We start from the raw sequence: 24,705 nt of genomic DNA, 5'->3' as shown, positions 1-24,705 counted from the left end.
GCGCAGCTTCACCTGCTCGTCGGCCCGGCCCAGGAACACCAACTGCCCATCGACCGTCCACCGCACCAGGTCACCGGTACGGTACAACCGTCCGGGCCCGAACGGGTCCGCCACGAACCGCTCCGCCGTCAACGTCGGCCGGTTCAGATAGCCGCGAGCGATCTGGACTCCGGCCAGATACAGCTCGCCCGCCACACCCACCGGCACCGGCAGCAGCCGGCTGTCGAGGACGTACGCGCGGACGTTCGCCATCGGCCCGCCGATCGGCACCGCCCCGCCGGGTCCGCACTCTCCCGACGTCACGGTGATCGCTGCCTCGGTCGGGCCGTACGTGTTGTACAGCCGGGCATCCGGCAGCACCTCGAAGAACCGGTCGCGGACCGCGGTCGTCAGCTCCTCGCCGCCGCTGAGCACGTGCCGCAGCGACCGGCACTCCGCGGTCGACGGCTCCTCCAGGAGCGCCTGCAACAGGACCGGCACGAACTCCGCCGCCGTCACCCGCTGGTCGCGGATCAGCGCCGCCAGGTAGGCGGGCTCGCGATGCCCGTCGGGGCGGGCGACGACCATGGTCGCACCGAACGTCAACGGCAGGAACAACTCCCACACCGACACGTCGAACCCGACCGGCGTCTTGAACAGGATCCGGTCGGACGAGCCGAGGTCGTACTCGTCCGCCAGCCACCGCAGCGTGTTCACCACCGCCGCGTGCGGCACGACGACACCCTTCGGGGTGCCCGTCGACCCGGACGTGTAGATGACATACGCCGCCTGCGCCGGATCCACCGCCACCGGCGCGAAGACACCGTCCACGTCCACGTCGGACAGCACCACCGTGGCACCCGCGTCGGCGAGCACGAACCCGACCCGGTCCGCCGGCAGATCCAGGTCGATGGGCAGGAACGCGGCACCCGCCTTCACGACGCCCAGCACCGCGGCGACCAGGTCCACACCCCGCGGCAGCCGGACACCGACCACCGACTCCGGACCGACACCGAGGCCCTGCAGGTGGCCGGCGACCCGGTCCGACCGCGCGTCCAGGTCGGCGAACGTGACCGTGGCGCCCTCGAAGAGCAGCGCGGTCGCGTCCGGGGCCGCGGCGACCCGCGCCGCGAACAGGCCCGGCAGGGTGGCGGCGGGCCAGGGGGCGGAGGTGGCGTTCCACTCGCGGAGCACCCGGTCGAGACCGGCCTGGTCGAGAAGGGACACCGCCGACAGCGGACGGGGACGGTCGCCGCCCAGCGCCTGTGCCAGGGCTTCGACGAGGCCGGCGGTCGCGGTGTGCAGCATCGCGGTGACGTTGTGCGGGTCGATCGGGGCGACCGCGTCCACGTCGAAGCCGAACCCGGTGCCGTCGTCGTCGATCGACACCGACAGCGGGTAGTTCGTCCGCTCCCGGAAGAACACCTGCCGGACGCCGTCGAGCTCGACGGGGCCGGTGGCGGCGTTGTGCCGGTAGTTGAACAGGGTCGTGAACAGCGGCTCGTCCGCCGGGACGGCGCTGGCCCGCTGGGCGAGCGCGAGGGGCGCGTGCTCGTGTTCGAGGAGCCCGGCGAGCTGGGCCCGCATCGCCGCGACCGCAGTGACGACGTCGGTGCCTGCGGTGCGGACCCGCACCGGGAGGGTGTTCATGAACAGGCCGGGGACGCGGTCGGCGCCCGCGCCGGCGTTCATCCGGCCGAACAGCACGGTGCCGAAGACGACGTCGTCGCGCCCGGACACGACCGCGAGGACCCGCGACCACGCGACGTGCAGCACCGTCGCGGGGCTGACGCCGGCGCGGCGGGCGACGTCACGCAGCCGGGCCGCCAGGGTGCCGTCCATGCCGGCGAAGACCTGCACGGCGTCGGTGCCGTCGCCGTGCACGTCGGCGACCCCGAACGCGACGGTCGGCTCGTCGACGCCGGCGAGCAGGTCGCGGAAGAACTCCTCGTGCCGGCCGTCGCACAGCCCGGCCCGGGCCTGGGCGACGAAGTCGCGGAACGGCAGCGGCTCCGGCAGGTCCGCGGACGCACCGGCGAGGATCGCCCGGATCTCGTCGAGGACCACCTCGATCGCGGTGTGGTCCTGCACGAGGTGGTGCAGCCGGACCAGACCGAGCCAGCGACCGCCGCTGACGCCGGCGACGTGCAGGTCGAGCAGCGGCGCGCGGCCGAGGTCCATCGCCAGCCCGACCGCCGCCACCAGGTCCTCGGCGCCGGCCGTGCCGCGGACCTCGGTGACCGGCAGGGTCGCCGTCCGCCACACGACCTGGACGGGCTCGCGCAGGCCCGACCACACGAAGGAGGTGCGGAACACGTCGTGCCGGTCGATGATCCGCCGCATCGCGGCGGTGAACCGGTCGAGGCTCGGCCGGTCCGCGAACTCGAGCACGAGCGGCGCGACGTAGGTGTCCTCGCCGCCGGCGGCGAGGATGTGGTGGAACAGGATCCCTTCCTGCAGCGGGGCGAGCGGGTAGATGTCGGCGACGTTCGCCGCGCCACCCGGCACGGTGGCGAGCACCGCGTCGAGCTCTGCCGGGGTCAGGTCGGCCAGCGGCACCATGTCGGACGTGATCGTCCGCGCCCCGGCCGGGATCAGGTTCGCCGTGACCGGCACCGTCACCGGGCCCGCCGCGGCGGCGACACCCGCCGGGGTCGGCGCCTCCAGCAGCGCCCGGACCGACACCGACACGCCGCGCAGCCGCAGCCACTCGACAAGCCGGACCGCGAGCAGCGAGTGGCCGCCGAGGGCGAAGAAGTTGTCGTCGACGCCGACGGGGTCACCGGCAGGGTCGAGCCCCAGGACGTCCGCGAACCCGAGGCAGAGCAGCTCCTCGCGGATGTTCGCCGGTCCGCGGCCGGTGCCGGCGGCGGCGAAGTCGGGTGCGGGCAGCGCCCGCCGGTCGAGCTTGCCGTTGACGGTCACGGGAAGCGCGTCGAGGGACACGAAGGCCGGCACCATGTACTCCGGGAGTCGCGCCGCCGCGAACGCGCGCAGCTCCCCCAGGTCGGCGGCGCCGACGACGTAGGCGACGAGCCGCTGGTCCGCGGTCGCGACGACGGCGACCTGGCCGACCTGCGGGTGCCCGGCAAGGACGGCCTGGATCTCCCCCGGCTCGATCCGGAAGCCGCGGATCTTGACCTGTTCGTCGGCGCGGCCGAGGAACACGAGGTCTCCGCCGGCGGTCCAGCGGACCACGTCACCGGTCCGGTACAGCCGTTCCCCGATGCCGAGGGGGTCGGCGACGAACCGCTGCGCCGTCAACGCCGGCTGGTTCACGTAGCCGCGGGCCAGCTGGACGCCGGCCAGGTACAGCTCGCCGGGCACCCCCGCCGGGACCGGCTGGAGGCGGTCGTCGAGGACGTAGGTGCGCACGTTCTCCATCGGCCGGCCGATCGGCACGACCGTCCCGGTGGCGTGCGGGTCGCACTCGTGCGAGGTGACGGTGACGGCCGCCTCGGTCGGGCCGTAGGTGTTGTGCAGCCGGGCGCCCGGCAGCACCTGACGGAACCGGTCGCGGAGGGCGGCGGGCAGCTCCTCGCCGCCGCCGAACACGTGCCGCAGTGTTTCGCACTCCGGCAGGGTCGGCTCGGTGAGCAGGACCTGCAGCATCGACGGCACGAACTTCGCGACCGTGACCCGCTGCTCGCGGATGAGCGCGGCCAGGTACGCCGGGTCGCGGTGACCGCCGGGGCGGGCGACGACGAGGGTCGCGCCGGCGACGAGGGGCAGGAACAGCTCCCACACCGCCACGTCGAACCCGACCGGGGTCTTGTGCAGGATCCGGTCGGCGGCGCCGATGCCGTAACCGTCGGTCAGCCACCGCAGCGTGTTGGCGATCGCGGCGTGCGACACGACCACGCCCTTGGGGGTGCCCGTCGACCCGGACGTGTAGATCACGTACGCCGGGTGACCGGGATCGACCGTCACCGGCTGTTGAGCGCCGGTGGCGGGAACGTCCACGTCGGACAGCACGATCCGGGCGTCCGCGTCGGCGAGCATGAACGCCACCCGCTCGTCCGGCAGGTCCGGGTCGACCGGCAGGAACGCGGCGCCGGCCTTGACCACGCCGAGGACGGCGACCACCAGGTCGATGCTCCGCGGCAGCCGGACGGCGACCACCGACTCCGGCCCGGCGCCCAGGCTCCGCAGGTGGGCCGCCACCCGCGCGGCCCGCGCGTCGAGCTCGGCGAAGGTGGCCGTGGCGCCGTCGAACACCACCGCGGGAGCCTGCGGTGTGCGGGCGGCCTGCACCGCGAACAGGTCCGCGACGGTGGTGGCGGGGCGGGCGACGGCGGTGCCGTTCCACTCGCTCAGCACCTGCTCGCGGCCGGCCGGGTCGAGGACGGGCAGCGACGCCAGCTCCGCCGGGGCGCCCGCCTCCAGCGCGGTGACGAGCCCGGCGGTAGCGGTGCGCAACATCGCGGCGATGGTGTGCGGGTCGATCGGGGCGACCGCGTCGACGTCGAGGGTGAAGCCGGTGCCGTCGTCGTCGACGGACACGGCCACCGGATAGTTCGTGCGTTCCCGGAAGTACACCTGCCGGATGCCGTCGAACGCGACCGCGTCGCCGGAGCCGGTGACCGCGTCGTGCCGGTAGTTGAACAAGGTCGTGAACAGCGGCAGGTCGGCCGGGACGGCGCTGGCCCGCTGCGCGAGGGCGAGCGGCGCGTGCTCGTGCTCCAGGAGCCGGGCCAGCTGGCCGCGCATCGCCGTGACCGCGGACGTGACGTCGACGCCCGCGGTGCCGGCGCGGACCGGCAGCGTGTTGATGAACGTGCCGGGGACCCGGTCGGCGCCGGCGCCGGCGTTCATGCGGCCGAACAGCAGGGTGCCGAAGACGACGTCGGTGCGGCCCGACACGGCGGCGAGGACCCGGGACCAGGCGACGTGCATGAGCGTGGCGGGGCTGGACCCGCACCGGCGGGCCGCCTCGCGGAGCCGGGCGGCGAGGTCCGCGTCGAGCGGCAGGGCGGCCTGGACCACGGCGTTGCCGTCGCCGTGGACGTCGGCGACCCCGAACGCGACGGTCGGCTCGTCGACGTCGCCGAGGAGACCGGCGAAGAACCGCTCGTGCTCGCCGGTGTGCAGGCCGGCGCGGGCCTGGACGACGAAGTCGCGGAACGGCAGCGGCTGCGGCAGCTCGGCGGCACGGCCGTGCAGGATCGCGCGGATCTCGCCGAGGACGACGTCGAGCGCGGTGTGGTCCTGGATCAGGTGGTGGATGCGGACGAGGCCGAGCCAGCGGCCGTCGGCGGCCGGGCAGACGTGCACGTCCAGCAGCGGCGCGCGGCCGAGGTCCAGCGACAGGCCGGCGGCGGACAGCAGCCCCTCGGCGCCGGCGACCCCTTCGACCTGCGTCACCGGCAGCGTCGCCGTCCGCCACACGACCTGGACCGGCTCCCGCAGGCCGGCCCAGACGACGGAGGTGCGGAAGATGTCGTGGCGGTCGACGACGGTCTGCAGGGCGTCGGTGAACGCGTCGAGGCGGTCACGGCTGTCGAACTCGAACACGCCGGGCAGGACGTAGACGTCGTCGCCGCCGTCGGCGAGCCTGTGGTGGAACAGCAGGCCCTCCTGCAGCGGTGCCAGGGGGTAGATGTCGGCGACGTTGGCCGCGCCGCCGGGCACGGTGGCGAGGACCCGGTCGAGCTCGTCGGCGGTGAGGTCGGCGAGGGGCAGCATCTCGGGGGTGATGGTCTGCGCGCCGGCCGGGATCAGGTTGTGTGGCACCGGCACCGCGGCCGTGCCCGCCGCGGCGGCGAGACCGGCGGGGGTCGGCGTGTCCAGCAGCGCCCGGACCGCCACGGTGACACCCCGGACCCGCAGCCACTCGACGAGCCGGACGGCGAGGAGGGAGTGCCCGCCGAGGGCGAAGAAGTTGTCGTCGACGCCGACCGTGTCCAGGTCGAGGACGGCGGCGAAGCCGGCGCAGAGCAGCTCCTCGCGCACGTTGAGCGGCCCGCGGCCGGCGCCGGTCTCGAACACCGGCGCCGGCAGGGCGCGGCGGTCGAGCTTGCCGTTGACGGTCAGCGGCAGCGCGTCGAGGGTGACGAACGCCGACGGGACCATGTACTCCGGCAGCCGGGACGCGGCGTGCTCCCGCAGCCCGTCGACCTGGCCGACGACGTAGGCGACGAGCCGGTCGTCGCGGAGCACGACGGCGGCCTGCTCCACCTGCGGGTGGGCGGCGAGGACGGCCTGGATCTCGCCGGGCTCGATCCGGAACCCGCGGATCTTCACCTGCTCGTCCGCGCGGCCGAGGTAGACCAGGTCACCCTCGTCGGACCAGCGGACCACGTCACCGGTGCGGTAGAGCCGCTCGCCGTCGCTGAACGGGTCGGCGACGAAGCGCTCGCCCGTCAGCGCCGGACGGCTCACGTAGCCCCGGGCGAGCTGGACGCCTGCGAGGTACAGCTCTCCGGCGACGCCGGCCGGCACCGGAGCGAGCCGGTCGTCCAGGACGTACACGCGCGTGTTGAACACCGGCCTGCCGATCGGCACCACCGGAGCACCGTCCGGCAGCACCTCGAACTCGGTGACGTCCACGGACGCCTCGGTCGGGCCGTACAGGTTGAACAGGCCAACAGCCGGCAGCACCTCGAAGAACCGGTCGCGGACCGCGGTGCCGAGGGCCTCACCCGAGCAGACGACCCGCCGCAGCCCGGAGCACTCCCCGGATTCCGGCGCGGCCAGGAACGCGTCCAGCATCGACGGGACGAAGTGAACGGTGTCGACACGCTCAGCGCGGATCAGCTCGGCGACGTACGACGGGTCGCGGTGACCGCCGGGCCTCGCGATCACCATCGCGGCGCCCTGGATGAGCGGCCAGAACAGCTCCCACACGGACACGTCGAACCCGAACGGGGTCTTGTGCAGCACCCGGTCGCCTGCAACGAGCCCGAAGCGGGCCTGCATCCAGACCAGGCGGTTCACGATGCCCTCGTGCGGCACCACGACGCCCTTGGGCAGTCCGGTGGAGCCGGACGTGTAGATGACGTACGCCGCGTGGCCCGGTAGCACGTGCACGCCCGGATCCGTGTCCGGCCATTCGTCGGCGGCGACGGACGTCAGCACGCACACGGCACCCGCGTCGGCGGCCATGAACGCGCTGCGGTCCACCGGCAGGTCGGGGTCGATCGGCAGGTATGCGCCGCCGGCCTTCACCACCGCCAGCAACGCCACCACCAGGTCCACACCACGGGGCAGGCGCACACCGACGACGGAGTCCGTCCGCACACCCTCAGCGACCAGCCGGTGCGCCAACCGGTTCGACCGCGCGTCCAACTCCTGGTAGGAAACCGTCACGCCTTCGAACACCAGCGCCGGCATGGAGGGGGTCCGGCGTACCTGCGCCGCGAACAGCGCCGGCAGCGTCCCCGGCGGCACCTCCGTGGCGGTGTCGTTCCAGTCCCGCAGCACCCGGTCGAGTTCGGCCGTGCCGAGCACGCCGATGTCGGACAGCGGCACGCCGGCGGCGTCGCCCTCGAGCGCCGACACCACACCGGCGAACGCGGCGCGCAGCATCACGGCGACCGCGTGCGGGTCGATCGGGGCGACGGCGTCCACGACGAGGCCGAAGCTGTCGCCGTTGTCGTCGACGACGACCGCGAGCGGATAGTTGGTCCGCTCGCGGTAGGACACCTGGCGGATGCCGGGCAGGTGGCGGTCCCGGTGCGCGTTGTCCTCCACGTTGTGCCGGTAGTTGAGCATCGTGGTGAACAGCGGCAGATCCGCCGGGACGGCGCTGGCCCGCTGCGCGATCGCGAGCGGCGCGTGCTCGTGCTCGAGGAGGGCGGCGAGCTGCCCGCGCATCGCGGCGACAGCGGCGAGGACGCCGGTCCCGGCGGTGCGGACGCGGACGGGCAGGGTGTTCATGAACAGGCCGGCGACCCGGTCCGCGCCGGCACCGGCGTTCATCCGCCCGAACAGGACGGTGCCGAACACGACGTCGTCGCGGCCGGCGACCACCGACAGCACCCGGGACCAGGCGACGTGGGCGACGGTCGCGGGGCTGGCGCCGACCCGGCGGGCGGCCTCACGCAGCCGGGCCGAGAGGTCCGCGTCCAGCGCCAGGTGCGCGGAGACGACCCCGCTGCCGTCGCCGTGCGCGTCGGTGACGCCGTACGCGGCGGTCGGCTCGTCGACACCGTCGAGCAGGGACCGGAAGTACGCCTCGTGCCGCTCGGTGGCGGCGCCGGCGCGGGAGCGGGCGACGAACTCACGGAACGGCAGCGGCGCCGGCAGGGTGTCCGCGCGGCCTTCCAGGACCGCCTGGACCTCTTCGAGCAGCACCTCCATCGTCGTGTGGTCCTGGACGATGTGGTGGATGCGCAGGACGCCGAGCCAGCGGCCGGCCTCGGCGGGGCTGACGTGGACGTCCAGGAGCGGGGCCCGGCGCAGGTCCATGGCGGCACCGGCGCCGTCGGAGACGACCGGGACCGTCGCGGTCCGCTGCACCACCTGGACCGGCTCTCGCAGGCCTTCCCACCGGAAGGCGGTCCGGAACACGTCGTGGCGGTCGACGACCCGCTGCACGGCGGCGGTGAACGCGTCGAGCCGGGACCGGTCCTCGAACTCCAGGACGAAGGAGCTGAGGTACAGGTCGTCGCCGCCGGCCGCCAGGAGGTGGTGGAACAGCAGCCCTTCCTGCAGCGGCGCGAGGGGGTAGACGTCCGCGACGTTGGCGGCGCCGCCCGGCACGGCGGCGACGACCGCGTCGAGCTCGGCCTGGGTCAGCTCGACCAGGGGCAGCAGGTCAGGGGTGAGTTCGGTGGCGCCGGCCGGAATCCGGTTCGCGGGGACGGCGGTGGTGGACGGTGCGGCGACGACCGCCGCGGCGAGACCGGCCGGCGTCGGCATGTCGAACAGGGCGCGGACCGACACCGGCACGCCACGGACCCGCAGCCATTCGACGAGGCGGACGGCGAGCAGCGACTGGCCACCGAGGGCGAAGAAGTCGTCGTCGGCGCCGACGGTGGCGGCGCCGAGGACCTCCGCGAACCCCTGGCAGAACAGCTCCTCGCGGGCGTTCGCCGGGCCGCGGCCGGTGCCCGCGGTCGCGGCGTCGGGTGCGGGGAGGGCCTTGCGGTCGAGCTTGCCGTTGTGGGTCAGCGGAAGGGCGTCGAGGGCGAGCACGACGGACGGCACCATGTGCTCCGGCAGCCGCGCCGCCGCGAACTGCCGAAGGTCGACGCCGGCGAGGTCGGCGCCGTCCTCGGCGACGACGTAGGCGACGAGCCGCCGGTCGCCGGGCACGTCCTCGCGGGCGACGACCGCCGCCTGCACGACGAGCGGGTGGACGGTGAGGACGGCCTCGACCTCGCCCGGTTCGATGCGGTAGCCGCGGACCTTGACCTGTTCGTCGGCGCGGCCGAGGTAGACGAGGTCGCCGGCGGTGGTCCACCGGACGACGTCGCCGGTGCGGTACAGCCGCCCGCCGGCGTCGAACGGGTCGGCGACGAACCGGTCCGCGGTGAGGCCGGGCCGGCCGACGTAGCCGCGGGCCAGCTGCGCGCCGGCGATGTACAGCTCGCCGGGCACGCCGACGGCGACGGGGCGCAGCCGCCGGTCGAGGACGTAGAGGCGGGTGTTGGCGATCGGCCGGCCGATCGGGACGAGGTCGCCGTCGATCGGCTGGTCCGAGGTCACGCGGTGCACACAGCAGCCGACGACGGTCTCGGTCGGCCCGTACTCGTTGACGACGACCGACCCTGGTGCCCGGTCGAGCCACTGCCGGACCGGGCCGGCGGTGAGGGCCTCGCCGCCCACGACGAGGACCCGGGCGGCGTCCGGCGCGGCGGCGTCGTCGATGAGCCGGGCCAGCAGCGGCAGGTGCCCGGGCACGACCTTGAGGACGTCGAACCCGCCGCCGTTCACCAGCCCGGCGAGGCCTTCGGCGCCGCCCTCGGGGCTGGCGACGACCGGGGAGCCGGCGGCGAGGGGCACGAGGACGCTGGTGACGGTCAGATCGAACGCGAGCGACGAGTGCAGGACCGCGCCGCGGCCGGCCGGCCCGTAGTCGCCGATCGCCCAGGACACGTAGTTGGCGAGGCCGTCGTGGGTGACCGCGACGCCCTTCGGGGTGCCGGTCGAGCCGGACGTGTAGATGACGTACGCGACCTGGCCGGGCAGCAGCGGCGCGCGCGGCGGGTCCGCCGGCCGGCGGGCGATCCGCAGGTCGTCGACCGCGATGGTCCGCACCCGGCCGGCGGGCAGCTCGTCGAGGTCGTCCTCGAGGCCCAGCAGCACCGCGGCCTTCGCGTCGGCGAGCATGAACGCGATCCGCTCCGCCGGGTATGCCGGGTCGATCGGCAGGTAGGCCGCGCCCGCCTTCCAGGCTGCCAGGAGCGCGACGACCATGTCGATCCCGCGCGGCAGGTACAGGCCGACGACGGACTCGGCGCCGACGCCCGCGGCGGTCAGGTGGTGGGCGAGACGGTTCGCGCGGGTGTCGAGGTCCAGATAGGACACCTCGTCGCCGTCGCACGCCACGGCGACCGCGTCCGGCGTCGCCGCCACCTGACGGGCGAACAGCTCGGGGACGAGCCCGCCGGGCAGCTCGGTGGCGGTGTCGTTCCACCGGCACAGGACCAGGTCCCGCTCGTCGTCGTCGAGGAGGTCCACGTCACCGACCCGCTCGCCCGGGTCCGCCGCGGCGATCCAGCGCAGCACGCGGTGGAAGCGCCGCGAGACGTCCGCGCACTCGTCGTCGGCGTGCAGGTCGCGGTTGAGCTCGACGGCGGTGAAGACGCCGCCGGCCGCACGGCCGTGGTAGAGGTCGATGCGCAGGTCGTCGACGGGGCCGGTGTACAGGCCGGTCCAGTCCACCGCGCAGTCGCCGAAGCGGACCGGCTCGTCGGCCGGGATGACGTTGACGACCGTGTCGTAGAGCAGCCCGCCGACCATGCCGAGGTCGGCCATCATGTCGGTGTACGGGTACCGCTGGTGCACCAGGCCCTGCCGGGTCGCCGCCGACACCTGCCGCACGAGGTCCGCGACGGTCGTGCCGGGGGTGATGGCGAGCCGGACGGGGACGGTGTTGGCGGTCATGCCCGGGATGCCGAACTCGCGCATCCGGGTCCGGCCGTTGACGGCGACGCCGAGGACGATGTCGTCGGCGCCGGTGACCCGGTGGCGGTAGACCGCGGTGGCGGCGATGACGACACCGGCGAGGCTGGTCCGCAGCCGCTTCGCCGCCGCCCGCAGCGCGGCGAGGGCGTCGAGGTCGTCGTGCTCGCGGTGCTGGACCGGGCGGTGCGCCAGCCGGCCGGTGTGGTGACCGCGCCAGCCGCCCGGCTCGGGTGCGCCGGTGAGGACGACCCGCCAGAAGTCGCGGTCCCGGTCCCGGTCGGCGGAGTCCCGGTAGGCGTCGTCGGAGTCGATCAGGACGCCGACCGGCGCGAGGGCCTCGCTGGCATCGACGCCGGCGAGGTCGGCGTAGGTGCCGGCGAGCCGCCGGGCGAACACCGCCAGGCCTTCGCCGTCGACGGCGATGTGGTGGGCGCGCTGATACCAGATCGTGTGCCGGTCGCCGAGCCGCAGCACGGCCTGGGCGGTGAGCCAGCCGGCGGTCAGGTCGACCGGGGTGTCGACATCCGCCCGCATCCACGCCTCGGCGGCGGCCCGCGGGTCGGGTGCGTCGCGCAGATCGACGACGGCGATCGGGAACGGCGTCGCGTCGTCGACGTACTGCCGTGGCGTCCCGGCGTCGGTGGTGAGCCGCAGCCGGTACGCGCCCGCCTCCGCGACGGTGCGGCGCAGCGCGGCGACGAACGCGTCGACGTCGAGGTCGCCGCGCAGCTCGTGGTAGTCGCCGATGTTGAAGGTCGGGCTGGCCGGAGCGAGCTGCTGGGCGTACCAGACACCGAGCTGGCCGGACATCAGCTCGCGGAGTTCGTGCTCAGACCCACCCATGACTGCCAACCTCGATCGTGTGAAGTGGAACGACGACGACGAACCGGGTGCCGATCACCCCGCGGAGGAATCACCGATCAGCGCGACGATGCGGTCGGTGAGGTCGGCGATGCTCGCCACGTCCCAGATGAGCGTGGGTTCGACGGTGACCCGCAGGGTGTCCTCGATCTCGCCGGAGAGCGCGAACGCGTAGACGGAGTCCAGCCCGTACCCGGCGAGCGACGCGTGCGGGTCGATCGCGTCCGGGGTCTCGTCCAGGTAGTGCGCGACGCGGCCGACGAGCCAGGTGCGGATGCCGCCGGCGGTCGGTTCGACGGCGACGGTGTGCTGCTCGGTCATGGCTGGCCTCCCTGTCCCGGCAGGCGCCGGGCCGTCAGATCGAAGAGTTCGCGGTCCCGGTGGCGGGCGGCCGCGGCGAGGTACAGCTGTTCCTCGACCCCGGCGCGTTCGGCGTCGGTGAGGACGGAGGCGCCGCCGAGCCGGCCGGCCAGCCGGTCGAGGACGCCGAGCAGTTCCGCGTCGCCGAACCGGTCCCGCAGGGCGAGCGCCGACGCCGCCGCGAGCAGGACGCTGTACCGGTCGGCGAGCGCATACGCGGCCGGGGACGCGCCGATGGTGATGTCCCGCGGCGGCAGGGCCAGGCAGGCGTCGCGCAGCTCACGCAGCTCGGCGGCGAACCGGGCGGCGAACCGGGCGGCCGGCCCACCGCCGGCCCGGTCACCGGCCCCGTCACCGATCGCGGCGAGGGTGCCCATGACGGGGTCCTCGGTCGGCGCGCCGACGCTGAGCCGGTCCGGGTCCAGCGGCGGCAGCGCGCCGCCCGGCTCGAACAGCTCCCGCGCGGCCGGCGGGGACAGCAGCCACGACCGGCGGGCCAGCCGTGGCAGCGCCGGGAGCATCGCGGCGAGGCACGCGGAGCGCGAGATGTGGATGAACGTGGCCGACGCCGCGTCCCGGGCCATCTTCTGGAAGATCGCGTACGGGCCCTCACGCAGGTAGCCCTGCGCGCCGAGGACCGAGCGCAGGTCCTCGAACGCGTCGAGGGCCATCCGCGACGTCAGGTACTTGGCGGCCGGGGCGTACAGCGAGACGGCCGGGGACAGGTGCAGCGCCCGCAGCACGACCGTCGAGACCGCGTCGACGGCGAGCAGGTCGGCGTGGGCGCGGGCGATGACCGAGCGGACGTAGGGCAGGTCGGCGGCGGTCGCGCCGTACAGGCGGCGCCCGGACGCGAAGCCGATCGCGGCCCGCAGCGCCGTGTCCAGCGGGCCGGTCATGAACGACGGGATGACCGCCCGGGTGATCTGAAACGCCCGCATCGCCGACTCCAGGCCTTCGCCCTCCTTGCCGAGGAGGGTGCCGGCCGGCACCGGGCAGTCCCGCAGCTCCATGCCGCCGAGCTGCAGGCCGCGCAGCCCGGAGCTACCGGCCCGCGGCAGGTCCCGCACCGAGCCGGCGGGCAGGGCGGCCCGGGAGATCAGGAACTGGCTGTGGCTGCGGCTGCCGGCGGTGTCGGCGGTCCGCGCGAACAGCACGAACGCCTCGGCTCGGCGCAGGTTCCCGACGACCTCCTTGCGGCCGGTCAGCAGCCACCGCCCGGCGTCGCGGCGGGCGGCGAACTCGGCGCTCGCGAGGTCGTTGCCGTGGCTGAGCTCGTGGAACGCGGCGGCGATCCGGCCACCGCCGAGGAGCAGGCTGGCGGCCTCGCGGCGCTGGTCGTCGGTGCCGGCGACCCAGACGTTGACCCAGCCGATGAACGAGCTGAAGCCGTGCCCGGCCGCGAGGGACGGGTCGAGCCGCCACAGGGTGCGCTGGACGTCGGCGAGGCGGTCGGCGCTGGTCAGCCGGCCGCCGTAGGCCGCGGGGACGAACTCGGCGTTGAGGCCGTAGCGGTCGAGCCGGCGCTCGCCCTCGGCGAACATCTCGGCGCGTTCGTCGGCGGCGAGCGCCGCGGCGTGCCCGGCCGGGTTCTGCGGGTCCCACGGGTCGCCGAGCAGCGTGTCGAGCTCCTCAGCGCCCACCGGGGGCTCCCGGCACGGGGTCGCCGAACGGCGTCACGGGCGCGCCGGTCCGCGCGGCGTCGGCCACGACGTGGGCGAGTCGCTCGTCGTCGTCGGCGGCGGGGGGCTGCGGCAGCCGGAGGGTCGCGGCGATGCGGGACCGCAGCGCCTGCAGGGCCGCCCGCAGCCACAGGGCGTCCTCCCACAGCGGCTCGCCGCGGTGCCGGTCCTGCCCGGCGGCCCACAGGTGCAGGCTGGCGGCGGCCGCGAAGCCGAGCTCGTAGGCGGCGGCCAGTTCATAGGCCACCATCGCGGGGCGCGCCGCCGGCCGGGCCAGCGCCATGCGGGCGTGCAGCTCGTCCAGGTCGCCGCACAGCGCGGTCGCGAGCGCGGCCGGCACGCCGGTCAGGGTGGCGGCGAGGTCCGGCAGCGACTGCACCACCGAGCAGCCCCGCCGCGACAGCAGCGTCAGCGCACCGGTGTCCAGCGGCCGCGGCGGTGTTCGCTCCTGTACCGCCTCACGCAGGCCGTCCGGGTCGGCGCCACGCGAAGCCCAGCCGCGGACGAGCCGCGGGAACTGCTGCACCAGACCGGCCCGGTTCACCGGGGTGCTGCCGTCGAAGATCGCCACCACCTGGTGGTCGCGGCGCAGCTTCTGGAATGCGCCGTGCTCGTGCACGCCGGTCAGGAACGACCGGGCGCCGAGCAGCTCGGCGAGGTCGGCGAGGACCGAGTCCACGAGCGTCGGGGCGAGCGCCTTCGTCGCGGCGGACAGCACGCTCAGCTCCGCCGTCAGACTGTGGATCCCGCGGCAGGCGACGATGGTGGCGGCCTCCACCGCGGCGAGGTGCGCGGCGGCGCGGCCGAGGACCGATGCGTGGAACGGCCGCTCGATGAGCGGGCGGCGCTGGATGACACGGCCGGCGACGAACCGGGCGGTGAGCCGCAGCGCGTGCTCGCCCGCGCCGAGGGACAGCGACGCGCACATGGTCCGGGTGAGCTGCAGCGCCCGCAGGACGGTCTCGACGCCGGTGCCTTCGGCGCCGATCCGCGCGGACGCCGGCACGTCGGCGCCGGTGAACTCGACGCCGGAGATGTCGGCGCCGCGGATGCCGTGCGTGGCCACCTTCGGCAGCTCCCGCCACGAGCCGGCCGGTGCGGCCGCCTTGTCGAACAGGAACAGGCTGTGGCCGCGGGCGCCGCCGTCGCCGGTGCGGGCCAGCACGGTCAGCAGGTCGGCCCGGGTGGCGTTGTTGACCGGCCACTTCACGCCGGTCAACCGGTAGCCGCCGGGCTGCGGCGCGGCGGTGCAGGCACCGTTGAGCAGGTCCGCGCCGTGGTCCGGTTCGGACAGTGCCCAGCCGACCGGATCGCCGGCCAGGACGGCGGCGGCGACCGTGCGGGCCTGCGGGCGGTCCGCGGCGACCCACACGGGTGCGGCGCCGAGGTAGGTCTTGGCGTGCGCGACCGCGGCGGTCACGTCGCGGCGGGCGACGGTGCGCAGCAGCCGCAGCAGCATCTCGTGGTCGTCGAGCCGGCCGCCGTGCGCGACGGGCACGTAGTACGCGGCGAGGCCGGCGGCGTCGAGCCGGGCGCACGCCTCGGCCGGGAACCGTTCGCCGGCGTCGGCCTCGGCGGCGACGCGGCCGCCCTCGCCGGGGTCGCCGAGCGCGGCGTCGAGCCGCGCGACCGGATCAGCGGCCGCGGTCGTGGTGCTCACTGCGCATCGACCGGCAGCAGGCGCCGCACGTCGGGGTCGAGCCGGCTGTGCAGGGTCGGGACGCCGCCGGCGAGGAACAGGTCCCGCATCGCCCGCCGCTGGATCTTGCCGCTGGTGGTGCGGCGGACGGTGCCGCGGCGGACCAGCACGACGTTGCGGGCCGGGACGCCGAAGAACTCGGTGAGGTGCCGCGCGACGTCCAGTGCCACGGCCGGCAGGTCCTCCGCCTTGGTCCGCGGGTCGACCTCGTGGACGACCACGACGCGTTCGTCCGGCACGGAGACGCCGAACGCGGCCCCGGCGAACGCCGCCAGCGCGGGGTGCGCCTGCCGGGCCTGCTGCTCCAGGTCGTGCGGGAACAGGTTGCGGCCGCGGACGATCACGATCTCCTTGAGCCGGCCGGTGATGAACAGCTCGCCGTCGCGGAACGCGGCCAGGTCGCCCGTGCGGAGCCAGCCGGGCTCGCCGTCGAGGCGGGCGTTGAAGATCTCCTCGCTGAGCTCGGGCCGGCCCCAGTAGCCGGGGCCGACGCTGTCGCCGCGCAGCCACAGCTCGCCGATCGCGCCGTCCGGCAGGACCTGGTGGGTCTGCGGGTCGACGACGCGGGCCGCGTGCGCGCGGGGGGTGCCGACGCCGGCGATCTCCTTGCCCTCGCCGCCGGTGCTGTGGTTGAGCGCCGGACGCTCGGCGGACATGGTGCCGGCCGGGTCGGCGACGAACACGCTCGGCGCCGCGCCGCGCGGGGTCGAGGACACGTAGACGACCGACTCGGCCATGCCGTAGCCGGCCGTGAACGCCTCGGGCCGCAGTCCCGTGACGGCGAACCGCTTGGCGAACGCGGTCACCGTCGGCACGTGGATCGGCTCGGACCCGTTGACGAACTGCTGCATGCCCGACAGGTCGACGCCGTCGAGGTGGTGGTCCTGGATGAGCCGCAGGCACAGGCCGAACGCGAAGTTGGGCGCGGCGGTCACGGTGCACCGGAACCGGGACATGAGCCGGAACCACTCGACCGGCCGCTTCACGAACTCGCTCGGCGACATGAGGACGGTGTGGGACCCGTACAGCAGCGCCACGGTCAGCTGCCCGAACAGCCCGAAGTCGTGGTGCAGCGGCACCCACGTGCCGAACGTGTCGCCGGGCCGGCCGTGACCGGCGTTGTCGTGCAGGGACAGCACGTTCGCCAGGACGTTGCGGTGTTCGAGCATCGCGCCCTTGGGTGAGCCCGTCGACCCGGAGCTGTACTGCAGGACGGCGAGCGCGCCGGGCCCGGCGTCGAGCCGGAGCCGGGACGGGCCCGGCAGGTCGCCGGGGCCCGCGTCGCCGGGCTCCTCGACGGGGACGTGCGCCAGGCCGTGCGCGGCGAGCCGCTCCGCCATCGCCGCCCGGTCCCGGGCCTCGGTGAAGACCAGGCCGGGGGCGCAGTCGCCGACGATGACGGCGACCCGCTCGGCGGCGAGCGCGGAACCGCCGAGCGGGGGTGCCGGCACCGCGACGAGCCCGGCGAGCAGGCACGCCAGGTAGAGCTCGACGAAGTCGGTGCCGGTCGGCAGCGAGATGACGACCCGCTCCCCCGGCGCCAGCCGCTCCGCCAGACGTTCGGCGCGCAGACCGGCTCGCCGGGCGAGCTCGCCGTAGGTCAGACCGGGGTGCCCCGGGCTCTCCGCCTCGCCCGCGCCGCGGTAGACGGTGAGCGCGACCTGGCCGGGTTGTGCGGCGGCCCGTTCCAGAAACACGGCGCCCACGGTCCGGCGCGGATCGACACTCATGAGCAGACTCCCCAGCGGGTAGGTTCCGGCCTCAGCTCTGCGAAGCCTCGACCTTCTCGTTCTCCATCCGCTCCATCGCCTCGATGAGGCTCTTGGGGCGCATGTCGGTCCAGTTCTTCTCGATGTACTCGAGGCACTCCTCGCGACCGGCCTCCCCGAACACTTTCGTCCAGCCGGCGGGGACGTTGGCGAAGACCGGCCACAGCGAGTGCTGCCCCTCGTCGTTGACCAGGACGAGGAAGGTGCCTTCGGGGTCGTCGAACGGGTTCATCACGCCGCCCTTTCTCAAAGGTGACTGGGTCGGGGCACGACGGAAGCCGGGCGCTCGCGCCCGGAGGGTTCCGTGAGGCCTCGGGAGAGTCGGTGCCCGCCACACGCCGGCGGGCCGCGTTCCTCCGGCGGTGCCGGAGGCGGACCTACTATGACCCCCACCGGCGATCCGATCAACGGTGTCCGGGCGTCCCCGCGGACACGGTGTTCAACCGGCGGCCGGGCGTCAGTTGAACACCGCCGCGCCGTGCTGTTCAGCGTCGCCGCAGGGGTTTCCGCGCGTTCTGGTCATCGCGCGGTCCCGTCAGTAAGGTCTCGCCCTGCCAGGTGCGCGTGGTGGTGGAGACGTGACCGACATGCGGTAGTGACAGCCGTCCCCCATGAGGAATCCGCGGCACTGACAACCCATGTGGAGGACACTGATGAGTGACACCGAGCCGCGCTTCCTGCGCTCCAACGCGATCCTGGAACCTCTCGTCGACCGCTTCTATGCGTGGCTGCACACCGTCGCGCCGGTCCAGGGCTCGATGAACCTCGCGTTCCTGCAGGTGCCGCTGCTGGAGTCCTACCTGGAGAACCCGCAGGTCCACATCGCCGCGGTCAACAACCCGGAGCTTCGCGGCGGGTACTTCGTCGGCATCGAGGAGGCCCGCAAGGACGAGGTGGCGGACCTGCTCGCGGCGATCAAGCGGGACCGGGCGGACATGCTCGCCTTCGCCAAGGCCATCATCGAGGGCGCCGACCTGGTCCGCGAGTCCGCGAACGGTTTCGATCTCACGCCGCTGTACCCGAAGCTGCCGTCCATCCTGAACGGCATGGTCGAGCTGGCGTACGACGCGGGCAACCAGGCGTCGCTGCACTTCATGGAGCCGGTGGTCTACAAGAGCTCGATGTTCGACGAGCGCCGCCAGTCGGTGCAGCTGTCCCTCGAGGACGGCGTCGAGCGGCCGTTCATCCTTGCCACACCCCGCCTCCCCGGCCCGAAGGTCCTCGACCTGGACCTGCCGTTCCGGCACCCGGGGCTGGAGGCGCTGGTGAAGGCCCGCGTCCAGCCGACGACCGCCGGGCAGCTGCGGGAGGCGCTGGAGCTGGACGCGAGCCAGGCGGTGTTCCTGGACCGGCTGCTGGACACCAAGCCGAGCCTCAGCCCGGACCGGCACATCGAGTCCGGCGGCCGGGTCCGCTACTTCGGGCACGCCTGCCTGGTCATGCAGACCGCGCAGGCGGCGATCATCACCGACGCGTTCATCTCGGCCGACAACACCCACGGCGACCGCTACACCCTCGACGACCTGCCCGACTTCATCGACCTGGTCCTCATCACCCACGGCCACCAGGACCACATCGTGCTGGAGACGCTGCTGCAGCTGCGCGGCCGGCTCGGCGCCGTGGTGGTGCCCCGGTCGTCGAAGGGCAGCATCGTCGACCCGTCGCTGGGTGCATACCTGCGGTCGATGAACCTGCCGGTGATCGAGGTCGACGAGTTCGACGAGGTGCCGTTCCCGGGCGGGAAGGTCACCGCGACGCCGTTCCTGGGCGAGCACTCGGACCTCGACATCCGCTCGAAGTCGACCTACTGGGTGGAGCTCGCGGGGAAGAACATCTTCGTCGGCGCGGACTCCTCCGGCATCGACCCGGTGCTGTACCGGCACATCCGCAACCACCTCGGCAAGGCCGACATGGCCTTCCTCGGCATGGAGTGCGACGGCGCGCCGCTGACCTGGCTCTACCAGGCGATCCTGACCGTCACCGTGTCGAAGAAGATGAGCAAGTCGCGGAAGCTGTCCGGGTCCAACGCCGAGCAGGCCGCCGCCATCATGACGGAGCTGGGCTCCGACGAGGCCTACATCTACGCCATGGGCGAGGAGAGCTGGCAGGGCCACGTCATGGCGACGACCTACAACGAGGACACCTACCAGATCAAGCAGATCGAAGAGTTCCTCTCCTGGTGCAAGGACCGGAACATCACCGCCGAGCACCTCTTCAACAAGCGTGAGTGGCGCTGGTCCTGACCGAACCCTGACATGGCCGGCATCCTTCCCGGGTGCCGGCCTTCTTCGTCCGCACACCCACCGGCCGCCGCCGGTCCTCTCCAAGGCAGGGATGGTTCCCCATGGCAACTACGGTCGGCCCGCCGGGCGCCGCGCCGCTCCACGACGACACCGAGGACCCGGACGAGGCTCCCGCGGGCGCGGGCGGCGTCCTGCAGTCGCTGCACATCGACGACGACGTCACCCGCCAGCGGATCCGCCCGGGGACGTGGAAGCGGATCCTGCCGTTCCTCAAGGAACGCCGGTGGGGGCTGGTCACCCTGCTGACGCTGACGGCGGTGCAGTCGGCGGTCGTCGCGGCGGCGCCGCTGCTGGTCAAGATGCTCATCGACGACGGCATCGTGAAGCGCAGCACCGGCACGGTCATCGCGGTCGCCGCGGCGATCGGCGGGCTGGCCCTCTTCGGCGCGCTGGTCTCGTTCCTCGAGTCCTGGTTCGCCGGCAAGGTCGGCCACGGGCTCGTCTACGACCTGCGCGTGCGGGTGTTCGACCACGTGCAGCGCCAGCCGCTGGTGTTCTTCACCCGGGCCCAGACCGGCGCGCTGGTCAGCCGGCTGAACGCGGACGTGATCGGCACCCAGCGGGCGGTCACCACGCTGCTGTCGCAGTCGCTGTCCATCGTCCTGACGCTGGTGTTCGTGCTCGCCTCGATGTTCTACCTGTCGTGGCAGGTCACGCTCGCGGCGCTGGTGCTGATCCCGCTGTTCCTGTGGCCCGGCCGGGTCGTCGGTGCCCGGCTGCAGCGGCTGGCCCGGGAAGGGATGCAGCAGGACGCCGAGATCGGCTCGCTGATGAACGAGCGGTTCAACGTCGCCGGCGCGATGCTGAGCAAGCTGTACGGCCGGCCCCGGCAGGAGTCGCGGGCGTTCGCGAAGCGGGCCGCCCGGATGCGCGACATCGACATCGTCGGCAACGCCTACGAGAACCTCCTCGGCATCCTCCTCGCCACGCTCACCGCCCTCACCAGCGCGGTCATCTATGGGCTCGGCGGCTGGCTCGTCGTCGACGGCGCGCTGCAGATCGGCACGCTGGTCGCACTGTTCGCGCTCATCACCCGCCTGTACAACCCGGTCATCCAGCTGAACTCGATCCAGGTGAACATCCTGATGACGCTGGTCAGCTTCGACCGGATCTTCGAGATCCTGGACCTGCGGCCGCTCATCGACGACAAGCCCGGCGCACAGGCACTGCCGGCCGGCACCGGCGGCGTCGCCCCCGACATCGAGTTCGACGCCGTCGAGTTCCGCTACCCGTCGGCGGCGGACGTGTCGCTGCCGTCGCTGGAGACCTTCTCCGGCAAGCCGGCGGAGCGGGCCGAGAACGCGACGGTGCTGCACGGCGTCAGCTTCCGGGTCCCGGCCGGGAAGATGACGGCTCTGGTCGGCCCGTCCGGCGCCGGCAAGAGCACCATCACCCACCTGGTGCCGCGCCTGTACGACCCGGTCGCGGGGGCGGTCCGCGTCGGCGGGCACGACCTGCGGGACGTGACACTGGAGTCGGTGAGCGAGCTGGTCGGTGTCGTCGCCCAGGACGCGCACATGTTCCACGACACGATCCGGGCCAACCTGCTGTTCGCGAAGCCGCGGGCGACCGAGGACGAGCTGGTCGCGGCGTGCCGCTCGGCGCAGATCTGGGACATGATCGCCGCGCTGCCCAACGGTCTCGACACGATCGTCGGCGACCACGGCTACCGCATGTCCGGCGGGGAGAAGCAGCGGGTGGCGCTGGCCCGGCTGCTGCTGAAGTCGCCGCCGATCGTGGTGCTCGACGAGGCGACGGCGCACCTGGACTCCGAGTCCGAGGCAGCGATCCAGCGGGCCCTGGAGACGACGCTCACGGGCCGCACGTCGCTGGTCATCGCGCACCGCCTGTCGACGGTCCGCGACGCCGACCAGATCCTCGTGATCGACGGCGGGCGGATCCGCGAGCGCGGCACCCACGACCAGCTGCTCGCCGCGGGCGGAATGTACGCGGACCTGTACCGCACCCAGTTCGCCCCGCAGCAGCGCACGGCGATGGTCAGCTGAACTGGACGCCGAAGCGGCGGTGCCCCTCGGGGACACCGCCGCTTTTCGTGTGCGCCTGTTACGCCGGGGTCAGCTTGACCGGCAGCCGCTCCGGGCCGTTCACGACGATGGAGTCCAGCAGGACCGGGTCGCCGTCGAACTCGACGCCGATGTTGCGGTCGATCAGCTCCTCGTACAGGAACCGGATCTCGACCCGGGCCAGGACGCTGCCGACGCAGAAGTGCTCGCCGAAGCCCAGCGACAGGTGCCGGTTCGGCTGGCGGCCCACGTCGAAGCGGTCCGGGTCGGCGAACACCTCCTCGTCGCGGTTCGCCGAGGGCAGCCACAGCGTCACCGGGTCGCCGGCCTCGATCCGCCGGCCGCGGAGCTCCACCGGCCGGGTCGCGGTGCGCAGGATGTGCGTCGGCGTGGACGTCCAGCGCAGCACCTCCTCGACCGCGGACGGCATGAGCGACCGGTCGGCGGCGACGCGACGCCACTCGTCCGGGTGCTCCAGGAAGGCGAGCATGCCGCCGGCCGCGGCGATGCGGGTGTTCTCGGCGCCGCCGACGAACAGGTTGTCGCAGTTGAGCAGGATCTCGCCCTGCGTCAGCGGCTTGCCGTCGATCTCGCCGGTCACCAGGACGCTCACGAGGTCCTCGCCCGGGTTCTTGCGCTTGGCCGTGGCGAGGCCCTCGAAGTAGCCCATGATGTCCAGGTGCGCGAACCGGCGGGTCATCGCGTCGTCGCCGCCGAACGCCTGGCGGCTCAGGGTGAACAGCCGCTCCCAGTCGGACTCGGGAACGCCCATCATGCCGCAGATCATGTACAGCGGGATCCGCGCGGCGATGTCCTCGACGAAGTCGACCTGTCCGCGCCGGATCGCGAGGTCGACGACCTTGCCGGCGATCTCGCGCATCCGCGGCTCGATGCCTCGCACGGCGCGGACGGCGAACCACTCGTCGACGAGGCCGCGCAGCTGCCGGTGCCGGGGCGGGTCGGTGAGGGCGAGGGTCTGCCCGCCGCCGGGGTCCGCGCCGTGACCGGCGGGGCGCAGCAGGATGCCGCCGGCCGAGCTGAACGTCTCGGCGTCACGGAAGACGGCCTTGATGTCGTCGTAGCGGGTCAGCGCCCAGAACGACGGGTACTCCGTCGCCTCGTGCCGGTGCACGGGGTCGTTGGCGCGCAGCCACCGCCACTGGGCGAACGGGTCGCCGGCCCGGTAGAGGCCTGGGTCGACGAGGTTGATCCTGGGTGGCGTCGCGGTGTCCACGATGGCACTCATCTCTGTCGTGCGGCACCCTCAGGGGTCCGTCTCAGGCCATGTTTCGGGTGCGTTGTTCCAGGTCGTCGGCGACCCGCTGCCATTCGGTCGCGCAGCGGCGGGCGACGTTGCTCAGCACGTAGGCCGCGTGCGGCGGCAGGCCGTCGCTGACCTCCTGCCATTCCTCGGGGACGAGCACCTTCGTCAGGACCCAGCGCAGCAGCCGGCGGCCGGAGTCGGTCAGCCGCAGCGACGGGTCGGCCTTCAGCCCGTGGACCAGCGCTTCGATGGCGATCAGGTCGCCGGGCACGCCGTCCCGGCCGGGACCGCCGCCGTGCCCCTCGCCCTGGCCGCCGCCCTGCCGGCGGACCCGGCTGGACGGCACCGGGCTCTCGCCGCGCTCGACCCGCTGGCGGACGTCGCGCACGGTCGCCGCGGAGAGTCCGACGCTGCGCGCGACGACCCGCAGCGACGCGTCGGGGTGCTTCTTGATGAAGTCCGCCGCCTTCAGGCGGCTGTCGGCGCTGTCCAGCGGCCGGACCCGCCCGTCGAGGCCGGTGCGGGCCTGCACCTCGCCGAGCTCGTCGATCTCGTCCCGCAGCCGGCGCCGCAGGTTTGCCACCGACCGGACGCCGAGCCCGGCGGAGGTCGCGATGGCCCGGTCCGACCAGGCCGGATGCATGATCATGATGCGTTCGGCGGCGGTGGTGCGGTCCGACAGCGACAGCGGCCGGCCGTGCGTCACGTTCGCCTTCACGCCGAGGACGAACGCCTCCTGCTCCGAACCGTCGAAGAACTGCACTTCGATGTGCTCGTCATTGCGTAGCTGGGCGGCCCGCAGCCGGTGCATGCCGTCGATGACCCGCATGCTCTGCCGGTGGACCAGGATCGGCGGGAGCTTCGTCTCCACGCCGGCCAGCATCTGGATGTGTTCGACGTCCTCGCCGTTGAGCCGTGGCGAGTCCGCCGGTTGTAACGAGTCGATGGGGACGAACTGGGTCGGGGACGCCCCGCCGACCAACAGGTCCAGATGTTTCCCACCGACGGATTCCGTGCCCCGCAGCGTTGGCCGCTCGAGCCTGGGCACCACATTGCTCGACTGTTCCAACATCACTCCCCCGTGCCCGCCCTCCTTGTACTGGACGATGCGTCAGGAACGGTATCCACCGCATCCACGGGATTGCATGGCTACATCGACAAACCTGATGTTGGGTTGTGCGGGGCCGTACGGTCTGCTAATCACTCGAATGGGGTATCGACACACAGGGTCGCGGCATGTATACGCCCCGCGACGACCGGAATGCCCGCTCAACTGATGCAAGGGCACAGTTGAACACCCGCGAACAGAGAAAACCGCGGCGCGCAACTGTCAACTCGCACAGTTGCGCACCGCGGTCGGTGAGCGCTGCGGCGGCTACCGCTTCTTGTCGTTGCGCCGCCCACCGGCATGGCGGTCGACCGCGCCCGCGGTCTGCTTCATGCTCTCGATCAGCGCGAGCGCCGCCTGCGCCGTCGGCAGTAACACCTGCCCGGTCACGGTCAGTTTCGCCCCGGTGGAGTCCCGCGTGAACAGTGTCGCGCCGAGCGTGGTCTCCAACTGCCGGAGCTGATAGCTGAGTGCGGGCTGCGAATAGCCGAGCGCTTTGGCCGCGAGATCGATGCGGCCGGTCCGGGCGATTGAGGTGAAAGCTCGAAGTTCACGCTCGTGCATCCAACGCCTCCCCGTTGCG

At 73.4% G+C, this 24,705-nt stretch carries 11 protein-coding genes; 2 read left to right on the top strand and 9 right to left on the bottom strand.

The window, feature by feature from the left end; translation table 11 throughout:
- From AB0I21_RS49415 to AB0I21_RS49390, 6 genes are all read right to left on the bottom strand, one after another.
- The coding region (locus tag AB0I21_RS49415) for an amino acid adenylation domain-containing protein (RefSeq protein WP_360571760.1) at nucleotides 1-11,895 on the bottom strand (11,895 nt) is incomplete at its 3' end.
- Between the two features lie 54 nt (nucleotides 11,896-11,949).
- Nucleotides 11,950-12,234: an acyl carrier protein gene (locus AB0I21_RS49410; protein ID WP_360571758.1), complete on the bottom strand. Its 285-nt coding sequence runs from the start codon at nucleotides 12,232-12,234 to the stop codon at nucleotides 11,950-11,952.
- Nucleotides 12,231-13,916 (bottom strand): acyl-CoA dehydrogenase family protein, encoded by a 1,686-nt coding sequence (locus tag AB0I21_RS49405; protein ID WP_360571756.1) that lies wholly within the window; start codon nucleotides 13,914-13,916, stop codon nucleotides 12,231-12,233. The genes AB0I21_RS49410 and AB0I21_RS49405 overlap by 4 nt, the downstream gene beginning before the upstream one ends.
- A complete protein-coding gene (locus AB0I21_RS49400; protein WP_360571754.1) occupies nucleotides 13,906-15,615 on the bottom strand; it encodes an acyl-CoA dehydrogenase in 1,710 nt (569 codons plus the stop codon). The genes AB0I21_RS49405 and AB0I21_RS49400 overlap by 11 nt, the downstream gene beginning before the upstream one ends.
- A complete protein-coding gene (locus tag AB0I21_RS49395) occupies nucleotides 15,612-17,384 on the bottom strand; it encodes a fatty acyl-AMP ligase (protein ID WP_360571752.1) in 1,773 nt (590 codons plus the stop codon). Before AB0I21_RS49395 ends, AB0I21_RS49400 begins: the two co-directional genes overlap by 4 nt.
- Before the next feature lie 31 nt (nucleotides 17,385-17,415).
- Entirely contained in the window at nucleotides 17,416-17,655 is a 240-nt protein-coding gene (locus tag AB0I21_RS49390) for an MbtH family protein (RefSeq protein ID WP_360571750.1), read from the bottom strand.
- Nucleotides 17,656-18,076: 421 nt separating this feature from the next.
- Between AB0I21_RS49390 and AB0I21_RS49385 the strand changes: the two genes are divergently transcribed.
- Both AB0I21_RS49385 and AB0I21_RS49380 read left to right on the top strand, forming a co-directional pair.
- Nucleotides 18,077-19,666 (top strand): MBL fold metallo-hydrolase, encoded by a 1,590-nt coding sequence (locus AB0I21_RS49385; RefSeq protein WP_360571748.1) that lies wholly within the window; start codon nucleotides 18,077-18,079, stop codon nucleotides 19,664-19,666.
- A gap of 101 nt (nucleotides 19,667-19,767) precedes the next feature.
- Entirely contained in the window at nucleotides 19,768-21,732 is a 1,965-nt protein-coding gene (locus AB0I21_RS49380) for an ABC transporter ATP-binding protein (protein ID WP_360571746.1), read from the top strand.
- Nucleotides 21,733-21,790: 58 nt separating this feature from the next.
- On the opposite strand, the gene AB0I21_RS49375 is transcribed toward AB0I21_RS49380, so the two are convergent.
- The 3 genes from AB0I21_RS49375 to AB0I21_RS49365 all read right to left on the bottom strand — a co-directional run bounded on the left by AB0I21_RS49375 (nucleotide 21,791) and on the right by AB0I21_RS49365 (nucleotide 24,686).
- Nucleotides 21,791-22,996, bottom strand: a complete 1,206-nt coding sequence (locus tag AB0I21_RS49375) for a cytochrome P450 (protein ID WP_360571744.1) — start codon at nucleotides 22,994-22,996, stop codon at nucleotides 21,791-21,793.
- Between the two features lie 31 nt (nucleotides 22,997-23,027).
- Nucleotides 23,028-24,065 carry a ParB/RepB/Spo0J family partition protein gene (locus tag AB0I21_RS49370; protein ID WP_360571742.1) on the bottom strand — a complete coding sequence of 346 codons (1,038 nt, stop codon included), beginning with the start codon at nucleotides 24,063-24,065 and terminating at the stop codon, nucleotides 23,028-23,030.
- A gap of 324 nt (nucleotides 24,066-24,389) precedes the next feature.
- Nucleotides 24,390-24,686 (bottom strand): LysR family transcriptional regulator, encoded by a 297-nt coding sequence (locus tag AB0I21_RS49365; RefSeq protein ID WP_360571740.1) that lies wholly within the window; start codon nucleotides 24,684-24,686, stop codon nucleotides 24,390-24,392.
- Nucleotides 24,687-24,705 lie beyond the last annotated feature (19 nt).

The organism is Dactylosporangium sp. NPDC050588, from assembly GCF_040654975.1.
GTDB classification, from domain to species: Bacteria; Actinomycetota; Actinomycetes; order Mycobacteriales; family Micromonosporaceae; genus Dactylosporangium; species Dactylosporangium maewongense.
The sequence above is the reverse complement of the archived record's forward strand: the minus strand, read 5'-3'. Positions and strand labels throughout refer to the sequence as shown.